17 protein-coding genes are annotated in these 19,611 nt (G+C 67.8%); 8 read left to right on the forward strand and 9 right to left on the reverse strand.

Features of this window, described 5'->3' with window-relative positions; genetic code table 11:
* Positions 1-108: 108 nt before the first annotated feature.
* Together TSH64_RS17555 and TSH64_RS17560 are read right to left on the reverse strand one after the other, a co-directional pair.
* A complete protein-coding gene (locus tag TSH64_RS17555; protein WP_109446826.1) occupies positions 109-3,201 on the reverse strand; it encodes an efflux RND transporter permease subunit in 3,093 nt (1,030 codons plus the stop codon).
* Entirely contained in the window at positions 3,201-4,382 is a 1,182-nt protein-coding gene (locus TSH64_RS17560; RefSeq protein WP_109452768.1) for an efflux RND transporter periplasmic adaptor subunit, read from the reverse strand. The genes TSH64_RS17555 and TSH64_RS17560 overlap by 1 nt, the downstream gene beginning before the upstream one ends.
* Before the next feature lie 154 nt (positions 4,383-4,536).
* Between TSH64_RS17560 and TSH64_RS17565 the strand changes: the two genes are divergently transcribed.
* The 6 genes from TSH64_RS17565 (at position 4,537) to TSH64_RS35665 (ending at position 9,832) form a co-directional block, all read left to right on the forward strand.
* Positions 4,537-5,352 (forward strand): oxidoreductase, encoded by an 816-nt coding sequence (locus tag TSH64_RS17565; protein ID WP_109446828.1) that lies wholly within the window; start codon positions 4,537-4,539, stop codon positions 5,350-5,352.
* A gap of 51 nt (positions 5,353-5,403) precedes the next feature.
* The gene (locus TSH64_RS17570; RefSeq protein ID WP_109446830.1) at positions 5,404-6,828 is read left to right on the forward strand and encodes an MATE family efflux transporter; all 1,425 of its coding nucleotides are present in this window, start codon (positions 5,404-5,406) and stop codon (positions 6,826-6,828) included.
* Between the two features lie 73 nt (positions 6,829-6,901).
* Positions 6,902-7,480, forward strand: a complete 579-nt coding sequence (locus TSH64_RS17575) for a TetR family transcriptional regulator (RefSeq protein ID WP_109446832.1) — start codon at positions 6,902-6,904, stop codon at positions 7,478-7,480.
* Between the two features lie 47 nt (positions 7,481-7,527).
* Positions 7,528-8,151, forward strand: coding sequence for a TetR/AcrR family transcriptional regulator (locus tag TSH64_RS17580; protein ID WP_247873004.1), 624 nt, complete (start codon positions 7,528-7,530; stop codon positions 8,149-8,151).
* Between the two features lie 112 nt (positions 8,152-8,263).
* A complete protein-coding gene (locus TSH64_RS35370; RefSeq protein WP_146208046.1) occupies positions 8,264-8,482 on the forward strand; it encodes a hypothetical protein in 219 nt (72 codons plus the stop codon).
* Between the two features lie 276 nt (positions 8,483-8,758).
* Positions 8,759-9,832 (forward strand): filamentous hemagglutinin N-terminal domain-containing protein, encoded by a 1,074-nt coding sequence (locus tag TSH64_RS35665; RefSeq protein WP_199237590.1) that lies wholly within the window; start codon positions 8,759-8,761, stop codon positions 9,830-9,832.
* 112 nt (positions 9,833-9,944) lie between these two features.
* Here TSH64_RS35665 and TSH64_RS17590 read toward each other — a convergent pair whose 3' ends face one another.
* From TSH64_RS17590 to TSH64_RS17605, 4 genes are all read right to left on the reverse strand, one after another.
* Positions 9,945-10,706, reverse strand: a complete 762-nt coding sequence (locus tag TSH64_RS17590) for an ABC transporter permease (protein ID WP_109446834.1) — start codon at positions 10,704-10,706, stop codon at positions 9,945-9,947.
* Entirely contained in the window at positions 10,703-11,629 is a 927-nt protein-coding gene (locus TSH64_RS17595) for an ABC transporter ATP-binding protein (protein ID WP_109446836.1), read from the reverse strand. The genes TSH64_RS17590 and TSH64_RS17595 overlap by 4 nt, the downstream gene beginning before the upstream one ends.
* 86 nt (positions 11,630-11,715) lie before the next feature.
* The gene (locus TSH64_RS17600) at positions 11,716-13,341 is read right to left on the reverse strand and encodes a HAMP domain-containing sensor histidine kinase (RefSeq protein ID WP_109446838.1); all 1,626 of its coding nucleotides are present in this window, start codon (positions 13,339-13,341) and stop codon (positions 11,716-11,718) included.
* Complete coding sequence (locus TSH64_RS17605) at positions 13,338-14,030, reverse strand: response regulator transcription factor (RefSeq protein WP_109446840.1); 693 nt, start codon at positions 14,028-14,030, stop codon at positions 13,338-13,340. Before TSH64_RS17605 ends, TSH64_RS17600 begins: the two co-directional genes overlap by 4 nt.
* 209 nt (positions 14,031-14,239) lie before the next feature.
* On the opposite strand from TSH64_RS17605, the gene creD reads away from it, so the two are divergent.
* Both creD and TSH64_RS17615 read left to right on the forward strand, forming a co-directional pair.
* Positions 14,240-15,523 carry a cell envelope integrity protein CreD gene (gene creD, locus TSH64_RS17610; RefSeq protein ID WP_247873005.1) on the forward strand — a complete coding sequence of 428 codons (1,284 nt, stop codon included), beginning with the start codon at positions 14,240-14,242 and terminating at the stop codon, positions 15,521-15,523.
* Complete coding sequence (locus TSH64_RS17615) at positions 15,520-16,836, forward strand: glycoside hydrolase family 3 N-terminal domain-containing protein (RefSeq protein ID WP_109446844.1); 1,317 nt, start codon at positions 15,520-15,522, stop codon at positions 16,834-16,836. The genes creD and TSH64_RS17615 overlap by 4 nt, the downstream gene beginning before the upstream one ends.
* A 108-nt stretch (positions 16,837-16,944) precedes the next feature.
* Here TSH64_RS17615 and TSH64_RS17620 read toward each other — a convergent pair whose 3' ends face one another.
* The 3 genes from TSH64_RS17620 to TSH64_RS17630 form a co-directional block, all read right to left on the reverse strand.
* Positions 16,945-17,361: a DUF3830 family protein gene (locus TSH64_RS17620; protein ID WP_042700347.1), complete on the reverse strand. Its 417-nt coding sequence runs from the start codon at positions 17,359-17,361 to the stop codon at positions 16,945-16,947.
* A gap of 48 nt (positions 17,362-17,409) precedes the next feature.
* Positions 17,410-18,834: a dihydropyrimidinase gene (gene hydA / locus TSH64_RS17625; protein WP_109446846.1), complete on the reverse strand. Its 1,425-nt coding sequence runs from the start codon at positions 18,832-18,834 to the stop codon at positions 17,410-17,412.
* 64 nt (positions 18,835-18,898) lie between these two features.
* Entirely contained in the window at positions 18,899-19,600 is a 702-nt protein-coding gene (locus TSH64_RS17630) for a GntR family transcriptional regulator (RefSeq protein ID WP_109446848.1), read from the reverse strand.
* Between the last annotated feature and the right edge of the window lie 11 nt (positions 19,601-19,611).

A 19,611-nucleotide genomic window follows, 5' to 3' on the forward strand; every position in this document is an offset into this window, starting at 1 on the left:
CTCTTCAACGTGCAAATAGCGAGTTTTCGCATGTTGTCGGTCAAAGGGGCGATTGGCGGACACAATGAGAGGTGGTTCCCCGTTCCGGAGAACCACCTCGAAAGCGCTTCAGATCAAGCCGAGACCGGCCTGTGGGCTGGACGTCTCCTCGACCGCCGCCGGCTTGATGCGGAACCATGCCGCATAGAGAGCGGGGAGGAAGAGCAGGATCAGCACCGTGCCGACCGCCGTGCCGCCGATCAGCGTGTAGGCCATAGACCCCCAGAAGACCGAATGCGTGAGGGGGATGAAGGCCAGCACCGCGGCAAGAGCGGTCAGGATCACCGGCCGCGTCCGCTGCACCGTGGCTTCGATGACGGCGTGATAATCGTCGAGACCGGCCGCCTGGTTCTCCTTGATCTGTTCGGTCAGGATCAGTGTGTTGCGCATCAGGATGCCGGCCAGACCGATCAGCCCGAGGATGGCGTTGAAACCGAAGGGCTGGTTGAAGGCGAGCAGCATCGGCACGACGCCGACGACGCCGAGCGGTGCGGTCAGCAGGACCATGGCCATCATCGAGAAGGACCGCACCTGCAGCATGATGAAGACCAGCATGGCGGCGATCATGACCGGGAAGACCTTGCCGAGGGCGGTGTTGGCCTTGGCGGATTCCTCGATCGACCCGCCCGCTTCGATGCGATAGCCGGCCGGAAGCGAGGCGATCAGCGGCTGAAGGGCCGTCATGATCTGCTTGGAGACCTCCGGCGGCTGGGTCGCCTCGTTGTAGTCCGAGCGGATGGTGATGACGGATGTCCGGTCCCGGCGCTTCATCATCGGCTCTTCCAGCCTGATGTCGGCATGGCCGATCTGGTCGAGCGGGATTTGCTGGCCGGTGCGGCTCGTCAGCGAGAAGTCGGCAAGACGCGCCGGGTCCAGGCGTTCGCCGCCGGCGCTGCGCGCCACGATGGGAACGTTGCGGATGTCCTCGCGCACCTGGGTGACGGCGATCCCGGTCAGAAGGAACTGGAGTTGCTGGCCGACCTCGGCCGGAGAGAGACCGATGAGGTTCAGGCGATCCTGGTCGGGCGTGAAGCGGAGCACCGGCGTGCGGTTGCCCCAATCCCGGTTGGCCTGCCGGACATCCGGCACGCTCCGCATGATGGCGAGGGCCTTTTCGGAAATGTCGTAGAGCTTTGCCGGATCGGGGCCCATCACCCGGAATTCGACCGGGAACGGCGTGTAGGGGCCGAACACGAGCTGGGTGACGCGGACATAGGCCTCGGGCACCAATCCCTGCGCCACCGTCTGCCGCAGCCGGTGCTTCAGGGCCTCGCGCGTCTCGGCGTCCGGGGTGAGCACGACGATCTTGGCGAAGGCGGGATCGGGCAGTTCGGGCGACAGGGCGATGAAGAAGCGGGGAGCGCCCTGGCCGACATAGCTGGTGACGATCTTCGCCTCCGGCTGATCGGCCAGCCAGCGTTCGATCTTCTGGACCGAGGCCGTCGTCGTCTCGATGCTGGTGCCTTCCGGCAGGCGGACCTCCACCAGCACCTCGGGGCGGTCGGAGGTCGGGAAGAACTGCTGCTTCACGCCGCCCATGCCGACGATGGCGACGGCAAAGGCGAGGCCGACGACGACGCAGGTCACGATCTTGTGGCGCACGGCGAAGCCGATGATCCCCCGCAGGCGCCGGTAGTTCGGGGTGCCGTAGATCGCCTCGTGACCGCCGGCGACCGGTTTGATCGCCGGCAGCATCTTGACGCCCAGATAGGGCGTGAAGACCACCGCCACGATCCAGGAGACGATGAGGGAGAAGCCCACGACCCAGAAGATGTTGCCGGCATACTCGCCGGCGGTCGAGCGCGCGAACCCCACCGGCAGGAAGCCGGCGATCGTCACCAGCGTCCCCGACAGCATCGGCGCCGCCGTGTGGCTCCAGGCATAGGCGGCCGCCCTGATGCGGTCGACGCCCTCCTCCATCTTCACCACCATCACCTCGATGGCGATGATGGCGTCGTCCACCAGCAGGCCGAGCGACAGGATCAGCGCGCCGAGCGTGATGCGGTCAAAGAAGCGCCCGCTTTCCAGCATGATCAGGAAGACGACGGCGAGCGTCAGCGGGACGGCGGCCGCCACGACGATGCCGACGCGCCAGCCGAGGCTGAGCAGGCTGACCAGCAGCACCACGCCCAGCGCCATGGCGAATTTGATCATGAATTCGTCGACCGCCGAAGCGATGTTGACGGCCTGATCGGTCACCTTGTCGAGCGTCATCCCGAGCGGAAGCGACCGCGCGATGCCCGCCGCCCGGTCCTCCAGCGCCTTGCCGAGCGCCAGGCCGTCCCAGCCCTCCTGCATCACCGCCGCCAGCATGACGGTGGGTTCACCCTGGTGGCGGATGATGTAGGTCGGCGGATCCTCGTAGCCGCGGCGGACCTCCGCGATGTCCGACAGCTTCAGCGTCCGCCCGGCGGCGACGATCGGCGTGTCGGCGATCGCCTGCACGCCGTCATAGGCGCCGTCGATCCGGATGAAGACCTGCGGCCCCTGGGTGTCGATGGACCCTGACGGCGTGACGGTGTTCTGCCGCTGCAAGGCGGCGATGATGTCCTGGGCCGACACGCCGAGCGTCGCCAGCCTGGCATAGGAGAACTCGACGAAGATCCGTTCCGGACGCTCGCCCAGGATGTTGACCTTCTTGACGCCGGGCACATGCAGCAGGTCCTGGCGGATCGTCTCCGCCTGCCGGGCCAGCTCGCGCATCGGCAGGCCCTTGGCCTTCAGCGCATAGAGCGCGAAGCTGACGTCGGAATATTCGTCGTTGACGAAGGGGCCGAGCACGCCGGGCGGCAGGTTGCGCGTCTCGTCGCCCATCTTCTTGCGGGCCTGGTAGAACTCCTCCTGCACCTTGGCCGGCGGCGTGCTGTCCTTCAGCGTCAGGGTCATATAGGCGTAGCCGGGCCGGGTCGTCGTCTCCACCCGGTCGTACCAGCTCAGTTCCTGAAGGCGTTTCTCCAGCGGTTCGGCGACGAGATCCTGCATCTCGCGCGCGGTGGCGCCCGGCCACACGCTGGTGACGGTCAGGGTCTTGATGGTGAAGGAGGGGTCTTCCGCCCGGCCGAGCATGACGAAGGCGAAGGCGCCCCCCGCCGCCAGCAGGAGGATGAAGAACAGGGTGACGGCCCGTTCACGGACGGCGATGGCGGAAAGATTGAGGCTCATCACCGGCCTCCGCTCTCGGCGGCGGTCCTGACGCGGACCCCGTCCTGGAGAAGATGGGCGCCGAGCGACACCACCGGGTCGCCGAGGCCGAGCCCGGAGATCACGGCGGTGTCGCCGCTCACCCGGACCAGCCGGACCGGCTGGAAGCGCACCGTCGAACTGGCGCGGTCCAGGGTCCAGACACCGGTTTTCCGGCCATCGTCCAGCACGGCGCCCAGCGGCACCTGCATGTCCGCCTGACCTGTCCGATCCACTGCCCGATCCACTGCCCGATCCACTGCCCGATCCACTGCCGGATCCATTGCCCGGCCCGCCGTCCATCCGGCCAGCCTGATGGTGACCGTCGCGCCGAGCGGTGCCGAGGCGGCGTCGCCATCGAGCACGTAGCGCGCCTCGTAGGTGCGGGTCTGGGCATCGGCGGCGTCCGACAGCTGGCGCAGACGCGCACCGTAGCGCTGCCCGTCGGTGCCATAGAGGCTGGCCTCGGCCGGCGAGCCGATCTGCGGCCGGATGGTTTCGGGCAGCGCCACCACCGCCTCGCGCGGGCCGGCCTGGGCGATCCGGACGACGGTCTGGCCGGCGGCGACGACCTGTCCCGGCTCGCCCAGCGTTTCGACCACCGTGCCGTCGCTGTCGGCGACCAGGACCGAATAGGTCGCCTCGTTCTCGGCGACCCGCGCATCGGCTTCCGCACTGGCGAGCTGCGCCCTGGCGGTGTCCAGCGCGGCCTTCGCCTGTTCATGACGCTGCCGGGTGGCCCAGCCGTCATTGACCAGACTGGCGTAGCGCCGCTCGTCCGCCTGGGTCTGCACGGCCGTTGCACGCGCCGCGGCGACCGCGTTGCGCTTCGCCGTGAGGGCGAGGCGCAGGTCCGTCTCGTCGATGCGCATCAGCGGCTGGCCGGCCTTGACCGGCTGCCCGACCGTCGCCAGCCGCTCGATGATCTTGCCGGGGACGCGGAAGCCGAGATTGCTCTGCACCCTCGCCCCGACGACGCCGGTGAAGCCGCGCTCCGATCCGGCGACCGGAACCGCTGCGGCAAGCCGGACGATCGGCGCCTCCTGCCGGGGATCGCTCACCGCCGACGCCTCCTGTGTGTGCATGGACAGCGTCACGACCGCGGCAGCGCCGAGCGCCACCGTCAGAACGCCACCCGCCACGACCATGGGTCTCTTTTTCATGCCCGCCGCCTCGATCAAATTAGATTGCGTACGACATCTATATTGATTATAGAGGTCGAACGCAATCTAAATGACAGGGCACTCTTGCATGGCGGCACCGCCATCGGGGCGCTTCCGGGGCCCACCCCGACACGAGGAAGAAAGAGAGACATCGATGGCAAAGATCGAACGTGGCATCGCGCTGGTGACGGGCGCATCGTCCGGCATCGGCCACGCGGCGGCCAAGGCCCTGCAGGCCGCAGGATTCGATGTGTTCGGAACCAGCCGTCACGCGGATGCCGAAGGCCCCGAGGGCGTCACCATGCTGACCTGCGACGTCACCGACGACGCTTCCGTGGCCGCGCTGGTCGATGAGGTGCTGGACGACGCCGGCCGCATCGATCTGCTGGTCAACAATGCCGGCGTCGGGCTTTTCGGCGGTGCGGAGGAGTCCTCGCTCACCCAGGCGAAGGCGTTGTTCGACGTGAACATGTTCGGCGTCATCCGCATGACCAACGCCGTGCTGCCGATCATGCGGCGCCAGAAAAGCGGCAGGATCGTCAATCTCAGCTCGGCGCACGGATTCATTCCGGCCCCCTATTTCGCACTCTACGCGGCGACGAAACATGCGGTGGAGGGGTACTCCCAATCGCTTGACCATGAACTGCGCACGCTCGGCATCCGGGTGACGCTGGTCGAGCCCGCCTACACCCGGACCTCGTTCGACGGGAACCTCTTCAAGCCGGACCGCTCGCTCGACGCCTATGCGTCCGCGCTTGCCGGCGTGACCGTGGCCGTCGAGGACGCGATCGGGAAGGGCGACACGCCCGAGACCATCGCCGAAACCATCGTCAAGGCCGCGACGGACTCCGATCCGAAGCTGCGCTACCCGGCGGGGAAACTGGCCCGGCAGGTCAGCCTCCTGCGCCGCTTCGTCCCGGCCGCCGCCTTCGACAAGAGCCTGCGCAAGATGCTGCGGCTGCCGGTCTGATCCCGTTTTTGGGAACAAACCCGTCACATCCGCTGCAAGGAAGGAGAGACCATGACCGCCCTGTCCCGTCGGGAGGGTCCGGCGACGCCGGCGCCCACCTACAAAGTGCCGCCCGGCGTTCTCGACGGGCCGGTGGTGCCGACGATGCTCCGCCTGGCGGTCCCGACGACCCTGGTGCTGGTCGTCCAGACGCTGGTCGGGGTGGCCGAGACCTGGTTTGTCGGCTTTCTCGGGACCGATGCGCTCGCCGGAGTCGCCCTGGTCTTTCCCGTGCTCATGCTCATGCAGATGATGGCGAATGGCGGCATCGGCGGCGGCGTCTCCTCGGCCGTCGCGCGGGCCTTGGGGGCGAAACGCCACGAGGATGCCGAAGCGCTGCTCTGGCACGCGGTCGTCCTGGCCGGCGCATTCGGCCTGCTCTTCACCGTGGCGGCTCTTCTCGCCGGACCGATCCTCTATCGGGCGATGGGAGGAACCGGACCGGCGCTGACGGCGGCGCTCGCCTATTCCGGGGCCGTGTTCGCCGGCTCCATTCCGGTCTGGCTCACCGCCCTGCTGTCGTCGGCCCTTCGCGGTGCCGGGAATGTGAGGGTGCCGGCGCTCGTGATCTCGGCCGGCACCGTGCTCCTCCTCCTGCTGTCGCCGGTCCTGATCTTCGGATGGGGCCCCTTTCCCCGTCTCGGCGTTGCCGGCGGCGGGGTTGCGGTGGTCGTCTACTACCTGGTCGCGGCGCTTGCGCTGACACTGTATCTGCGCTCTTCACGGAGCCTGCTGAAGCTCAGGGCCGTTCCCCTGCGCGCCCGCCTGTTCAAGGATATCCTCGGGGTCGGCTTCCTGTCGGCGATCGGCACCGTCCAGGTCAATCTCACCGTCACCCTCGTCACCGCCGCGGTCGGCCGGTTCGGCGCCGATGCCATCGCCGGGTACGGCATCGCCTCGAGGCTCGATTACATCCAGATTCCGCTGATCTTCGGGCTCGGCACCGCCTTGGTCACCATGGTCGGCCACAACATCGGGGCCGGGCAGCCGGCGCGGGCGCGCAGCATAGCCTGGAGCGGTGCCGCCATCGCCTTCGGGATGACCGAGGCCATCGGCCTTGCCGCCACACTCTGTCCGCAAGCCTGGATCGGCCTGTTCAGTGACGAGCCCCAGGTACTGGCGATGGGCACCCTCTATCTGCGGACCGTGGCGCCGGTTTACGGCGCGGTCGGGTTGGGGCTGGCGCTCTATTTCGCCAGCCAGGGAGCCAAGCGCGTCCTGTTTCCCGTCCTGGCCGGCACCGTCCGCATGATCGTCGCCGCCGTCATCGGCTGGGCGGCGGTGATCTGGTTCGGTGCCGGACTGTCGACCCTGTTCCAGATCACCGCCCTGGCCGCGCTCTCATATGGGCTTCTGACGGCCGCCGCGATGATGGGGGGTGCCTGGGGCCGGCATCACGCGTCCCATCCGCCAGTTCGGAGACGTCCTGCGGAGTAGGTCGAGGTGGAGAATTGTGTCGGTCATCCATATCTCCTATAGATGTCAGTCGAAATCTAAATAGGAGCATACCATGCGTGTGAGTCGCGTTCAGGCTGAGGAAAACCGGCAGACCGTGATCAACGTGGCGAGCCGTCTTTTTCGGGAGCACGGTTTCGACGGCATCGGTCTCAAGGATTTGATGGAGGCGGCGGGCCTGACCCAGGGTGCCTTCTACAAGCAGTTCGCCTCTAAGGAGGATTTGGCGGCTCAGGCGTCGACGCGGGCGTTGGAGAGCGCTTACTGCCGATGGACGGCGGCGGCCACAGCAAATCCAGAGGATCCGCTTGGCCCGGTGATCGGCTTCTATCTCAGCGCCGGGCACCGCGAGGAAAAGACCGACGGTTGCCCAATCGTGGCGCTCGGTTCCGACGCCGCCAGACACGGCGCCGCGGTGAAGACGTCGTTCGAAGCCGGGATCAGGGCTCATCTCGACATCCTCGAACGGCTGATTTCGGAAACGCAGGGCGAAGAGTTCAAAAGCAAGGCGATGGCAATTCTTTCACTGATGGTCGGTGCGCTGACGCTCTCGCGTGTCGTCAACGATCCCGGCCTTGCTCAGGCCTTTCTGGATACGGCTGCTGCGCAGGTCCGAAATATTGCCGCCGCGTGACCGGGCATGACCACACCGTGAACTGGTCGATCGGAGGGTGTTTGACCATGCCAGCAGGTACATCCGCCCGGCGGACCGCAATCCTGACGATCGCCGGCAGAACCTTTCTTCGGCAGGGCTATGCCGATGCCTCGATGGATGGTATCGCCGCCGAGGTGGGCGGCTCCAAGAGCACCCTCTATCGGTATTTCCCTTCCAAAGCGGCGCTGTTCGCAGCCTATGTCGAGGAAATCGGGACGTTGACCTGGTCCGCCCTTGCCGCTGTACAGGTGGAGGAAAAGGGAACCGAGGCTGTGCTGGAGGACACGGCGCGGGCCTATCTGGACTTGATACTGTCTCCTTCAGCGCTTGCCGTGACCCGCCTCGTGATGGCTGAAACCGGTCGTTTCCCGGAGATCGGCCGCATCTTCTACGAGCGCGGAATTCGGCGCGCGGAGAGTCAGATCGCAGCCATATTGCAGCGTTTGGCAGAGCGGAGCGACAAACCCGGCTGGGACTTTCTGGCACTGCCCGGCGCTGCTGCTCATTTCCGGGCTCTCTGTGAAGCCGGTCTGCATGAGGAATGCCTGTGGGGTGTATTCGAATCGGCTTCCCCGGAGGATGTCGGCAGCGTCGCCCAGCAGGCGGTCGCCCGCTTCCTGCGAGGCTGTCTGAGACAAGTATATCTCTGATTTTCAAAATAATGAGAAGAAACGGACGGAATTTTCCCGTATATCCGTCAAAGGCTGATAGTGCGAACAGTCTGATCTGGAAAGACCGGAAAGTCGCGGAGGTGAGAGACAAGTGCCTGAAGCGGCAAGCTCGCCATCAGTCGGAAATGTGGGAGCCTACAGCCGAAATGCTCCACTTGCTCATGCCGGTTTCCGATGGTTTGGCGTCACTGAATTTACGATTGGTCATTACGTCAAAGACGACGGCAAGGTCATTGCCTGTGCTGGACTCATTTTTGAAATGAAACGGCAAAGTTCCGACACGCTAATCAATGATTTTGTGCCTTTATAGCCGTCAAAGCTTGGGACGGAACTCGCACTCTGGGTGCATAAAACACACACAGGCTGGCGGCCTGACACGAACCTGAAACAAGCTTATTCCAGCCGCCGAACTGTCCGGGAAACGGGGCCATCTCACATGAATACGGGATGTCCCATAGGTAGAACGGGCCATACACTCCTCCCCAAAATTGATGAAACCTATGCCGTCCGGATCATCCTGGCGGAGGCGATCATCGACGGCGGCTGAGCGAATGGGAGCGTCGGCAGCATGACCTGGAAGGGGTGGTTGAGCGTCATTCTGAGCACGAGCAGCTTGACCAGCCTGTTGGTCCTGAACGGCCCGCTGTCGGCGCAAACCCTTCCGACCGGCGGGGGATTCGTGGCGGGAAGCGGCGGCATCGCCACCACCGGCGCGACCATGACCGTCACCCAGCAAGGCAGCCGTGGCATCGTCAACTGGAACGGCTTTTCCATCGGCCAAGGCGCCAAGGTCGCGTTCGAGAATGGCAGCGGCGCCACCCTCAACCGGGTCGGCGGCGGCAATCCGTCGGCGATCGCCGGTTCGCTGACCGCCACCGGCTCGGTTTATCTGATCAACCCCGCCGGGGTGGTGGTCGGCCCCACCGGCACCGTGACCACCGGCGGCAGTTTCGTCGCCAGCACCCATGACGTGCCCAGCGACGATTTCATGTCGGCCAAGCCGTTGACCTTCAAGGGCGACAGCACGGCCAAGGTGGAAAATCTCGGCGCCATCTCTTCGTCCGGCGGCGACGTCCTGCTGATCGCCCGCGAGGTGTCCAACAAGGGAAGCTTGTCCGCGCCGAATGGAACCGCCGCCCTTGCCGGCGGACATGAGGTGCTGCTGACCGAAGGGGGCGACAGCCGGCGGGGACGGGTGCTGGTGCGGGCCGGAACCGGCCAGGTCGACAACCAGGGAACCGGAATCGGGCCGGACCGCCTTGCGTTGCTGTGCCACAGCCCCGATCATTTCAGTCATCTGAACAGCTATGGCGAGATCGACATCGCGCTCGATCCCATTCCCTACAACGGCACCACGACCACTTGCGAGGCGTTGTGGATGGGCGTGCCGGTGCTGACGCTCCCCGGTGATCGCCATGCCGCGCGGGTGGGCGCCAGCCTGTTGACCACCGCCGGTCTGACCGGCTGGATTGCCGCCGATGAGGAGGATTTCGTGGCCAAGGCGGTGGCTCTGGCTGCCGATCCCGATCATCTGGCGACGGTTCGCCAAGGACTGCGCGGTCGTCTGATCGCGTCGGATCTGTGCGATGCCCAACGATTTGCCGAGCGGTTCGAGGCGATGTGCCTTTCCGTGGTGCAATCTCGTTCGCAACAGGATTGAAGGGGCTGACGCTGCTCGAAGCGGAGAGGACCCGGCCGCGGACCGAGGCCGCGGCGGGCGGTTCACCCGCCGGGGCCTCTCCTTGCCCGCGTCGGGCGACGCCGGTGACCGGTCAGTTCTTCAGCTTGTAGCCCGTGCGGAAAATCCACCATACGACGGCAAGGCAGATCGCCAGCAACAGGGCGGTCATGCCGAGGCTCAATCCGACGGGCATGTCGGCGGCGCCGTAGAAGCTCCAGCGGAAGCCGCTCACCAGATAGACGACCGGATTGAATAGGGTGACCGTCTGCCAGAACGGCGGCAGCATGTTGATCGAATAGAAGCTCCCGCCCAGGAAGGCGAGCGGCGTCACGATCAGCATCGGCACGATCTGCAGCTTTTCCCAGCCGTCGGCCCAGATGCCCAGAATGAAGCCGAGCAGGCTGAAGGTCACCGATGTCAGCACGAGGAAGGCGACCATCCAGACCGGGTGGGCGATGGAGAAATCCACGAACAGCCGCGCCGTCAGCAGGATCAGCGTTCCAAGGATGAGGGACTTGGTCGCCGCCGCGCCGACATAGCCGATCACCGTCTCTAAGGCAGAGACGGGGGCCGACAGCAGCTCGTAGATCGTGCCGGAATAGCGCGGCATGTAGATGCCGAAGGACGCGTTCGACACGCTTTCCGTCAGCACCGACATCATGACGAGGCCGGGGACGAGGAACGCGCCGTAGCTGACGCCCTCGATCGATGCGAAACGCCCGCCGATCGCCGCCCCGAAGACGACGAAATACAGCGAGGTGGAGATCACCGGGCCGGCGATGCTCTGCGCCAGCGTGCGCCAGGTGCGGGCCAGCTCGAAGAGATAGATGGCCTTGATCGCATGAAGGTTCATGCCCGCTCCCTCACCAGATTGACGAAGATCTCCTCCAGGGAGCTTTCTTCGGTGCGCAGGTTCGTATAGGTGATGCCGTGGTCGCCCAGCTTGCGGAGAAGCCCGGCGATGCCGGTGCGCTCCTGTTGCGTGTCGAAGCTGTAGACCAGCTCCCGCCCGCCCTCCGACAGGGCCAGGGGATAGTCGGCGAGTTCGGCCGGGATGGCCCCCAGGGGGCTCTGCAATTGCAGGGTCAGCTGCCGCTTCCCCAGCTTCTGCATCAAGGCGGCCTTCTCTTCCACCAGGACGATCCGGCCGCCGGAGATCACGCCGATGCTGTCGGCCATCTCCTCCGCCTCCTCGATATAGTGGGTGGTCAGGATGATGGTGACGCCGCTGTCGCGCAGGCGACCGATCATCTCCCACATGCCGCGGCGAAGCTCCACATCCACGCCGGCGGTCGGCTCGTCCAGGAACAGGATGCGCGGCTCGTGCGACAGCGCCTTGGCGATCAGCACGCGCCGCTTCATGCCGCCGGACAGCGCCATGACCTTGGTGTCCTTCTTGTCCCACAGGGACAAATCCTTCAGGATCCGCTCGATCACCGCGGGGTTGGGCGGCTTGCCGAACAGGCCCCGGCTGAAGCTGACGGTCGCCCAGACGCTCTCGAACGATTCGGTCGTCAGCTCCTGGGGGACCAGGCCGATCAGCGACCGCGCGGCGCGCCAGTCGCGCCGGATGTCGTGGCCGTCCACCGTCACGCTGCCCGACGTCGCCCGGACGATGCCGCAGACGATGCTGATCAGCGTCGTCTTGCCGGCGCCGTTGGGACCGAGCAGCGCCAGGATCTCGCCGCGCCGGATGTCGAGATCGACTCCTTTCAGGGCCTGGAAGCCGGATGCGTAGGTCTTCTCCAACCCACGAATCTCAATTATAGGCTGCATATCTTTCCTCGGCTTGGGGCCAATTCCCGGCTGCGGACGCCACCAGGGCGGGGCCACCATAGCGCTCCGCGGCGCCCGGCGGAATTTTACCTGCGTGGTAGGACCCGGCGCAGGGCGACCTCGAACAGCGCGCCGCGGTCCGACGGCAGCAGGGCGATGCTTCCGCCATGGGCCTCCACCAGCCCCCGCGCGATGGTGAGACCGAGACCGGTGCCGCTGCGGTCGCGCGCGGTGGTGAAGAAGGGGACGAAGACGCGGTCGGCATTGGCCGGCGAGATGCCCGGCCCGTCGTCGGCAACCCGCAGGATCGCCCGCCCGCCCTCGGCCCGCAGGGTGACGGTCACCCGCGCGTCGGCGCCGGCATGGTGCCTCGCATTTTCGATCAGGTTCGCCAGGACGCTTTCCAGGGAGTCCTGCCCGATGGCGACCGGCAGCGAGGCCGGCAGCGACGCGTCCGCGCCATGACGCTCGGCCAGACGGGCGGCGACCGGCACGGCGTCGGTCACCGCGGCGTCGGTCACGGTCATCACGTCGGCACGGGCCAGCTCCAGTAGGCGGCGGACGAGGCGGGACAGCCGTCCGGCCTCGGCGTCCATGTTGGCGAGGAAGCGGTCGCGGTCTTCGGCCGGCATGCTGTCCATATGGTCGCGCAGCAACTCGACGGTGCCGCGGATGGTCGTCAGCGGCGTCTTGAACTCGTGCGAGACATGGGCGGCGAAGTCGCGGATATAGTCGGCCCGCTCCTCCAGCGTGCTGGCCATCCGGGTCAGCGCGTCCGACAGTTCGGCGACCTCGCGCACCACCGGGCGGGGCAGCGGGACCATCACGCCCCGTTCGCCGTCCGCCGTGCGCTTCGCCAAGCCCGTGACCGCGCGCAGCGGGCGGGCGATGGCGACCGTCCCCAGCCGCGCCAGCACCCCCACCGACACCAGCAGCAGCACCGCCAGCCCGGCGAGGTGCCAGCGCTTGCCGTAGAGGGTGTCGGCGATGCTGCGCGGCGTGCGCGACACCACCACCACGCCGACGACGCGCCCGTCGTCGAGCACCGGCTGGGCGGTGAAGACCCGCACCGACCGGCTGCGGTCCGGCACGGCCGGGCTGTCCGACCCGGACCGGTAGCTCACCCTGTCGTGACTTGTGCGTTCGCGCAGGACGCTGGCGGCCTCGCCGGCCAGGGCGCGGCGGACCTCGTCCTGCCGTTCCAGGGACAGGCCCATCTCCTCGCCGGTGCTGGCGACGACCACGCCCCGGCGGTCGGTGACCCGCATGCCGGCCAGGGTGATGCGCTGCGCCTCGCGCAGGATCGGGCCGAGCGTCGCTCCGGCCATGGCGGCGGACGGGTCGCTCGCCATCGCCGGGACCGGATCGGGGGCGGGGGGAAGGATCGGATCCTCGGCAAGGTCGAGGCTGGCGAACCGCGGCGTCCAGGGCGGATCGAAGCCCGGCGGGCGTGTCCAGGCCGGATCCACCGGGGGGCCGAGCGCCTCCGCCTGTCCGCCGGCCCGGCGCCAGGCGTCGCGGTAGAAGGCCGCCACCACCCCGGCCTGGGCGATCAGTTCGGATTCGGTCTGGCGGATCAGGGCGCTTTCGTAGAGACGCAGGATCCACAGGCCGCTCAGCGGCAGCACCAGCGCCGCCACCGTCATGACCAGCAGAACGGTTCCGATGGACGGCCGCCGCGCGGATGGCGACCTCCCGAAAGGCGACCTCATCGGCAGTCCGACAGCTTGTAGCCCAGCCCATGCACGGTCTCGACCGGAGCGCCGCCGACCGCCTGGAATTTGGCCCGGACCCGGCGGATGTGGCTGTCCACCGTGCGGTCGGCGACATAGCGTTCGGTGGCGTAGGCGCCGTCCATCAGCGCGTCGCGGCTGAACACCTTACCCGGCCGGTCGGCGAGGGTGCGCAGCAGGCCGAACTCGGTGGCGGTCAGCACCACCTCCGTCTCGTCCCAGAAGGCACGCACGCCGTCGAGGTCCAGGCGCAGGCGGTTGTGGCGGAGGACCGGTGCCGGAGCCTCGGGAGCCGGCGGCTCCGGCGGGACCATCCGGCGCAGCACCGCCTTGACCCTCGCCGTCAGCTCGCGCGGCGAGAAGGGCTTGGTGACGTAATCGTCGCCCCCCAGTTCGAGGCCGAGAATCCGGTCGATCTCGTCGTCGCGCGACGACAGGAAGATGATGGGGACCCGGCTCTCCCGGCGCAGCCGGCGGCAGACCTCGGTGCCGTCCATCTCCGGCATGCCGATGTCGAGCAGGATCAGGTCGGGGGAGTCCGCCTGGGCCAGCGCCAGCCCCCGGACGCCATCCCCGGCCTCGACCACGGCGAAGCCCTCCCGGTTCAGGGCGAAGCGGACGATGTCGCGAATGTGGGGATCGTCGTCGATCAGCAGGATCTTGGTCATGGCAGCGCAAGCCTATCCGATAATCTGCACAAGTTCTGCACGGAGATTCCTTCCCGGCTGCACAACCGCGTCATCGCCGCGGCATGCCGGGACGCCACGCTGGGGGCCTGTCTCCCTTCCCCTCGTGGAGTGTCCGAATGACCGTGCCGCCTGATTCCCCACCCAGTCCCGCGCCTGCTTCCCCACCCGCGCGCCGGAACCGCCGGTCCGTGAAGTTCCTGCAAATCGTCCTGCTTCTGGTGGTGACCCTCATCGCCGGCCTGCCGGTCTCCGGGATCATCGGCGAACGCTCCGACCGGCAGGCCGAGATGCAGGAGGAGCTGGCGCGGAGCTGGAGTCCCGAGCAGACCGTGCGGACGCCGGTGCTGGCGGTGCCCTATCTCGCCGCCGACGGCAAGACCCGCGGTTACCTGAAGATCGCGCCGGCGACCCTGGCGACGCAGGCGGCCCTGGCGCCCGAGCGCAAGAGGCGCGGCCTGTTCTCCGCGACCGTCTATACCGCGGCGCTGGAGATGACCGGCAGCTTCGCGGTCCCGTCCGCGTCCAGCCTGGAGAAGATGGTCGGGCGCGGCGGCTCCATCTCCTGGCAGGACAGCGTCTTCCTGCTCCAGCTGTCGGGGCTGGCCGGCATGACGGCCGAGGACCGCGTGGTCTGGAACGGGGAGACCATCCCCTGGCGCGGCTGCCAGGAGCTGGTCGCCCGCGCCGAGGATTGCTGGGGCGCCGCGCTCGCCGCCCGTCCGACGATGGCGGCTGCCCCCGCGGCAAGCGTGGAGATGAAGTTCCAGGCGACGGTGACCCTGCGCGGCACCGGGGCCTTCCACCAGACCCTGGACGGCCGGCAGGCGACGGCGGCCATCAGGGCGCCGTGGCCGACGCCGAGCTTCGTCGGCACCGTGCTGCCGTCCGACCCGACGGTGACCGCCGATGGCTTCGAGGCGCGGTGGACCGTCTCCGACTATTCCAGGCCGCCGCTCCGGTCCGACGCGGCGCTGCTGGACTCCGCCGAAGCCCAGTATCTCCCCTCGGTCGGCGTCGAGCTGCTGGAGGCGGTTCCCACCTACCGCATGATCAACCGTGCCTCGAAATACGCCAGTCTCTTCGTCGTGCTGTCCTTCACGGTCTATGCGCTGTTCGAGCTTCTCTCCAGCGTGCGCATCCACATCGTCCAGTATGGCCTGCTCGGGCTGTCGATGACGCTGTTCTCCCTGCTGCTGGTGTCCTTCGCCGAACCGTTCGGCTATGTCGCCGGCTATTGGATCAGCGCGGCGCTCGTCCTGGTCCAGGCGACGGCCTACACCGCGGCGGTCACCCGGCGCGCCGGTCCGACCCTGGTCTTCGCGGTGGCGCTGGCGGGCCTGTTCGCCTTCCTCCACCTCCTCATCGGGCTGGAAAACTACTCCCTGCTGGTGGGGACGGTTGCCCTGTTCCTGGTCCTGTCGGCGGTCATGGCCGTCACCCAGCGCGTGGACTGGCAGGGAGATGAGTCGTGAGGGCTTTCGTCTGGTGGGTCGGCGGCCTGCTGCTGGCTCTTGCCGGCGCCAACATCCACGATCCCTACCTGACCCCGGTCAAGGGCTGGTCGCTGCCCGTGATTGCGGCGGCCGGGCTGTGCGGCCTGCTGGTCCTGCGGCGGCCCCCGCTGCGGAAGGGCGTCGGCGGGCGGCCGGCGCTGGTACTGCTCTGGCTGGCGGTGCCGCTCTGCACGGTGGGGGCGGAGGCGGTGTTCCAGATCCGCAAGGCGCATGTCCTGGCGATGCAGGACCCGCTGGCGGCCGGGCTGGGGCGGCACTTCATCGTCGGCTACCGGGGGGTCGCGGAGGTCGAGGCGCTGGCGGCGCGCGGACTGATCGGCGGGGTGTTCGTGTCCCGGCACAATCTGGCCGGACGGTCGGCCGAGGAACTGCGCGACGAGATCGGCCATTTGCAGGAGATCCGGCGGCGGGCCGGGCTGCCGCCGCTGGTGGTGGCAGCCGACCAAGAGGGCGGCATCGTGTCCCGGCTGTCGCCCTGGCTGCCGCATCGCCCGGCCCCGGCGTCGCTGGCCGGCCTGCCCGCCGAGGAGCGCCGGGCCGCCGCGCGCGCGCTCGGGCAGGCGCATGGGCGGGACCTGCAATCGATCGGCGTGACCGTCAACCTCGCGCCGATCCTCGACCTGCGGCGCGACCGTCCGCCCGATCCGCTGGATTTCCACAGCCTCATCTCTCAGCGGGCGATTTCCGACGATCCGGAGGTGGTGGCCGAAGTCGCCGCGGCCTATGCCAGGGGCGTCACCGACGGCGGCGTCCGGCCGACGGCGAAGCATTTCCCCGGGCTGGGCCGGGCGCAGAGCGACACCCACCATTTCCGCGCCGTCATCGGCGAACCGCGCGAGGTGCTGGAGGCGACCGACTGGTTGCCCTTCCGCCGCGTGCTGGCCGGCGATCCGCAGACCCTTCTGATGGTCGGCCACGCCATCGTGGCGGCCGTCGATCCCGACCGGCCGGCCTCCCACTCGCGTCTGCTGATCGACGGGGTGATCCGCCGGGATTGGGGGTTCGACGGGCTGATCGTCACCGACGACATGGTCATGACGCCGGTCTATCAGTACGGTCTGTGCCGGGCCGTCGTCGAGGCGCTCAACGCCGGGGTCGATCTTCTGCTGTTCGCGCTCGACGGCAGCCAGTTCTACCGGGCCATGGCCTGCACCATGGACGCCGGGAAGCAGGACCGGCTGGATCGGGCCATGCTGGCGGCGAGCGGCAGTCGCCTGGAAGGCTCCGCGCTGCCCGGACCGGAGAGCCGTGATCTCGCGCTGGGCCGGTAAAGGGAATCGGCGGGGTTCTCACTGGGGAGCTTGGAGCTTGTTCGCGGCAGGCGCATCCCTGGCGGCGGGGCCGAGGCAGGCCCCGCGGCGCCAATGCCCTCTGCCGCGTCAGCGCGCCAGTTCGAAGCGGATCGGCTGCGCGCCCTGCCACAGGGTGCGCTTGCCGAGTTCCGCCAGGTTCTCCAGCCCGTCGGTGATGGTGATGAAATGGTTGCCGGCGAGCTGGCCCATCTTGCTGGAGAACTGGACGCCGCCATAGGCCAGCAGGATCTCGGTCTCGCTGATGCCGCCGGGATAGAGGATGATCTGGCCCGGCGCCGGGTGGCTGGTGTGGTTCTCGTAGCCGAGGCCGAAATCGGTGTCGCCCAGCGGAATCCAGACGCCTTCGCCGCTCCAGCGGACATGGACGATCTGGCCCTCGTAGGGCAGCAGGCTGCGGAATTTGGCGCAGGTCTTCGGCGCGGCGGCCGTCTCGAAACGGGCCCCGAAGGTGAAGGGGCCGGCGGTGATGGTCAGGGCGTCCATGCTGGATGATCCTCGCGTCTAAAATTCAAAAAATGGGCAATCGTCCTTTCAGGCGGCGCCGACCTTCGGCCGCGCCAGATCCGGGGTGTCGCAGTGCAGGAAGGCGCCGCGGCCGGGCTGCGCCACGCAGGTGCCCTTCTCCACCACCACCTCGCCGCGCGACAGCACGGTCTCCGGCCAGCCGGTCACCTCCAGCCCCTCGTAGGGGGTGTAGTCGACATTGTGGTGCAGCATGGCATTGGTGATGGTGACCTTGCGGTCCGGGTCGTAGATGACGATGTCGGCGTCGGCACCGATGGCGAGGCTGCCCTTGCGCGGGTGCAGGCCATACATCTTGGCCGGGTTGGTCGAGGACAGCTCGACGAAGCGCTGGAGGCTGATGCGGCCCTTCTTCACCCCTTCGGAAAACAGGATCGGCAGCCGCGTCTCGATGCCCGGCACGCCGTTGGGGATCCAGTTGAAGGGGGTGTCGGCGCCGTGCAGCATCTTGCCCTTGGGGTCCTGGTAGCGGAAGGGCGCATGGTCGGACGACACGATGTGGAAGGTGCCGCCGGCCAGCGCGTCCCAGACCGCCGCCTGGTTGGCCTTGTCGCGCGGCGGCGGCGAGCAGATGCACTTGGCCCCCTCCATGCCGTGGCCGTGCAGGTCATGCTCGGTCAGCACCATGTATTGCGGGCATGTCTCGGCGTAGATGCGCATGCCGCGGCCCTGCGCCCAGTGGATCTGCTCGATGGCCTCGCGGCCCGAGACATGGACGATCAGGATCGGCACGTCGGCCAGCTCGGCCATGGCGATGGCGCGGTGGGTCGCCTCGCGCTCCACCAGCATCGGCCGGGAATCGGCGTGGTAGCGCGGTGCCGTGTGGCCGGCGGCGAGCAGCTTGTCGGTCAGCCAGCCGATGAAGTCGGCATTCTCGGCATGGATCATCGCCATGGCGCCGTCGCGCCGGGCGACGCTGAGCAGCTCCAGCACCTGCCGGTCGTTCAGCTTCATGTCGTCGTAGGTCATGTAGATCTTGAACGACGTGTAGCCGTCCCGGATCAGCGCCGGCAAATCCTGGCCGAGCAGCTGGTCGGTCGGGTCGCTGACGATGAGGTGGAAGGCATAGTCGATCACCGCCTTGCCGTCGGCCCGGCGGTGGTAGTCAGTCACCGCGTCGCGCAGCGACTGGCCCTTGAACTGGCAGGCGAAGGGGATGACCGTCGTGGTGCCGCCGCAGGCCGCCGAGCGGGTGCCGGTCTCGAAATCGTCGGCCGACTGCGAGCCGTCGCTGGTCGGCTGGTCGAGGTGGCAATGGCCGTCGACGCCGCCGGGCATCACGAGTTTACCGGTCGCGTCGATCTCGCGCGCGCCCGGTCCCAGCCCGGCCCCGATGGCGGCGATGCGGCCGCCGATCACGCCGAGGTCGGCGGCGAACACGTCGGACGCGGTGGCCAGCGTGCCGTTGCGGATTACGGTGTCGAACTGCGGCATGGAACTCTCCCTCGGTCCCGAAGGACGGGTCTTGCGGTTGCCGGGATCACAAAAAAAACCGGGATTACAAAAAATAGCCTCCCGGATTGGCCTCGGCGGCGATGGCGCGGCGGGCGTCGTCCTGGAGGTTGCGCAGATGCGCCAGCATGGCGGCCTTGGCGGCGGCGGCGTCGCGCCGCTCCACCGCGTCCAGCACCGCCCGGTGCTCCGTGTCGATCTCGCCCTTGCGGTGGAAACTGCTGGAGATGCGGAACAGCCGGGCGACCACCCGCATGCGCGTGATGGTCTCGGCCAGCGTCGCGTTGCCGCTGACGCGGGCGAAGAAGCTGTGGAAATGGTTGTCGTAGAGCCAGTGCTGCATGTCGTCCTCGCCGTCCTCCAGCGCCTCGAGCCCGCGCCGCAGCTCGGCCAGATCGGCGTCGCCGACCAGCGGAACCGCGGTTTCGATGGCGTGGCACTCCAGCAGCTCGCGCATCTGCATGCATTCGAAGAACTCGCGGGCCGAGACGATGCGGACGCGGTAGCTGCGCTCGCTGGTGCGCTCCAGCAGCCCCTCGCCGACCAGCCGGACCAGCGCCTCGCGCATCGGCGTGCGCGACACGTTCAGCCGCTCGGCCAGCCGCCCCTCCGGCACCTCGGCACCGCCGGGGATCTCGCGGCTGAGGATCAGCTCGCGCAGGTGCGCGAAGGCGCGGTCGCCGAGGTTGGCGGTCCGGGAGGAGGGCGGGAGGGGAGGAGGGGGCGTTGGGGGGAGCGGAGGACTCATGGCCGAGCGCC

The organism is Azospirillum sp. TSH64 (genome assembly GCF_003116035.1).
In the GTDB taxonomy this organism is placed as follows: domain Bacteria; phylum Pseudomonadota; class Alphaproteobacteria; order Azospirillales; family Azospirillaceae; genus Azospirillum.

What these genes read in the sequence shown, in the direction of transcription:
- hydA (WP_109446846.1), bottom strand. Translation starts at nt 18,834, where the DNA reads ATGCCGCAGTTCGACACCGTAATCCGCAACGGCACGCTGGCCACCGCG.
- TSH64_RS17600 (WP_109446838.1), bottom strand. Translation starts at nt 13,341, where the DNA reads ATGAGGTCGCCTTTCGGGAGGTCGCCATCCGCGCGGCGGCCGTCCATC.
- TSH64_RS17580 (WP_247873004.1), top strand. Translation starts at nt 7,528, where the DNA reads ATGCCAGCAGGTACATCCGCCCGGCGGACCGCAATCCTGACGATCGCC.
- TSH64_RS17595 (WP_109446836.1), bottom strand. Translation starts at nt 11,629, where the DNA reads ATGCAGCCTATAATTGAGATTCGTGGGTTGGAGAAGACCTACGCATCC.
- TSH64_RS17620 (WP_042700347.1), bottom strand. Translation starts at nt 17,361, where the DNA reads ATGGACGCCCTGACCATCACCGCCGGCCCCTTCACCTTCGGGGCCCGT.
- TSH64_RS17570 (WP_109446830.1), top strand. Translation starts at nt 5,404, where the DNA reads ATGACCGCCCTGTCCCGTCGGGAGGGTCCGGCGACGCCGGCGCCCACC.
- TSH64_RS17565 (WP_109446828.1), top strand. Translation starts at nt 4,537, where the DNA reads ATGGCAAAGATCGAACGTGGCATCGCGCTGGTGACGGGCGCATCGTCC.
- TSH64_RS17590 (WP_109446834.1), bottom strand. Translation starts at nt 10,706, where the DNA reads ATGAACCTTCATGCGATCAAGGCCATCTATCTCTTCGAGCTGGCCCGC.
- TSH64_RS17575 (WP_109446832.1), top strand. Translation starts at nt 6,902, where the DNA reads ATGCGTGTGAGTCGCGTTCAGGCTGAGGAAAACCGGCAGACCGTGATC.
- TSH64_RS17605 (WP_109446840.1), bottom strand. Translation starts at nt 14,030, where the DNA reads ATGACCAAGATCCTGCTGATCGACGACGATCCCCACATTCGCGACATC.
- TSH64_RS17560 (WP_109452768.1), bottom strand. Translation starts at nt 4,382, where the DNA reads ATGAAAAAGAGACCCATGGTCGTGGCGGGTGGCGTTCTGACGGTGGCG.
- TSH64_RS17630 (WP_109446848.1), bottom strand. Translation starts at nt 19,600, where the DNA reads ATGAGTCCTCCGCTCCCCCCAACGCCCCCTCCTCCCCTCCCGCCCTCC.
- TSH64_RS17555 (WP_109446826.1), bottom strand. Translation starts at nt 3,201, where the DNA reads ATGAGCCTCAATCTTTCCGCCATCGCCGTCCGTGAACGGGCCGTCACC.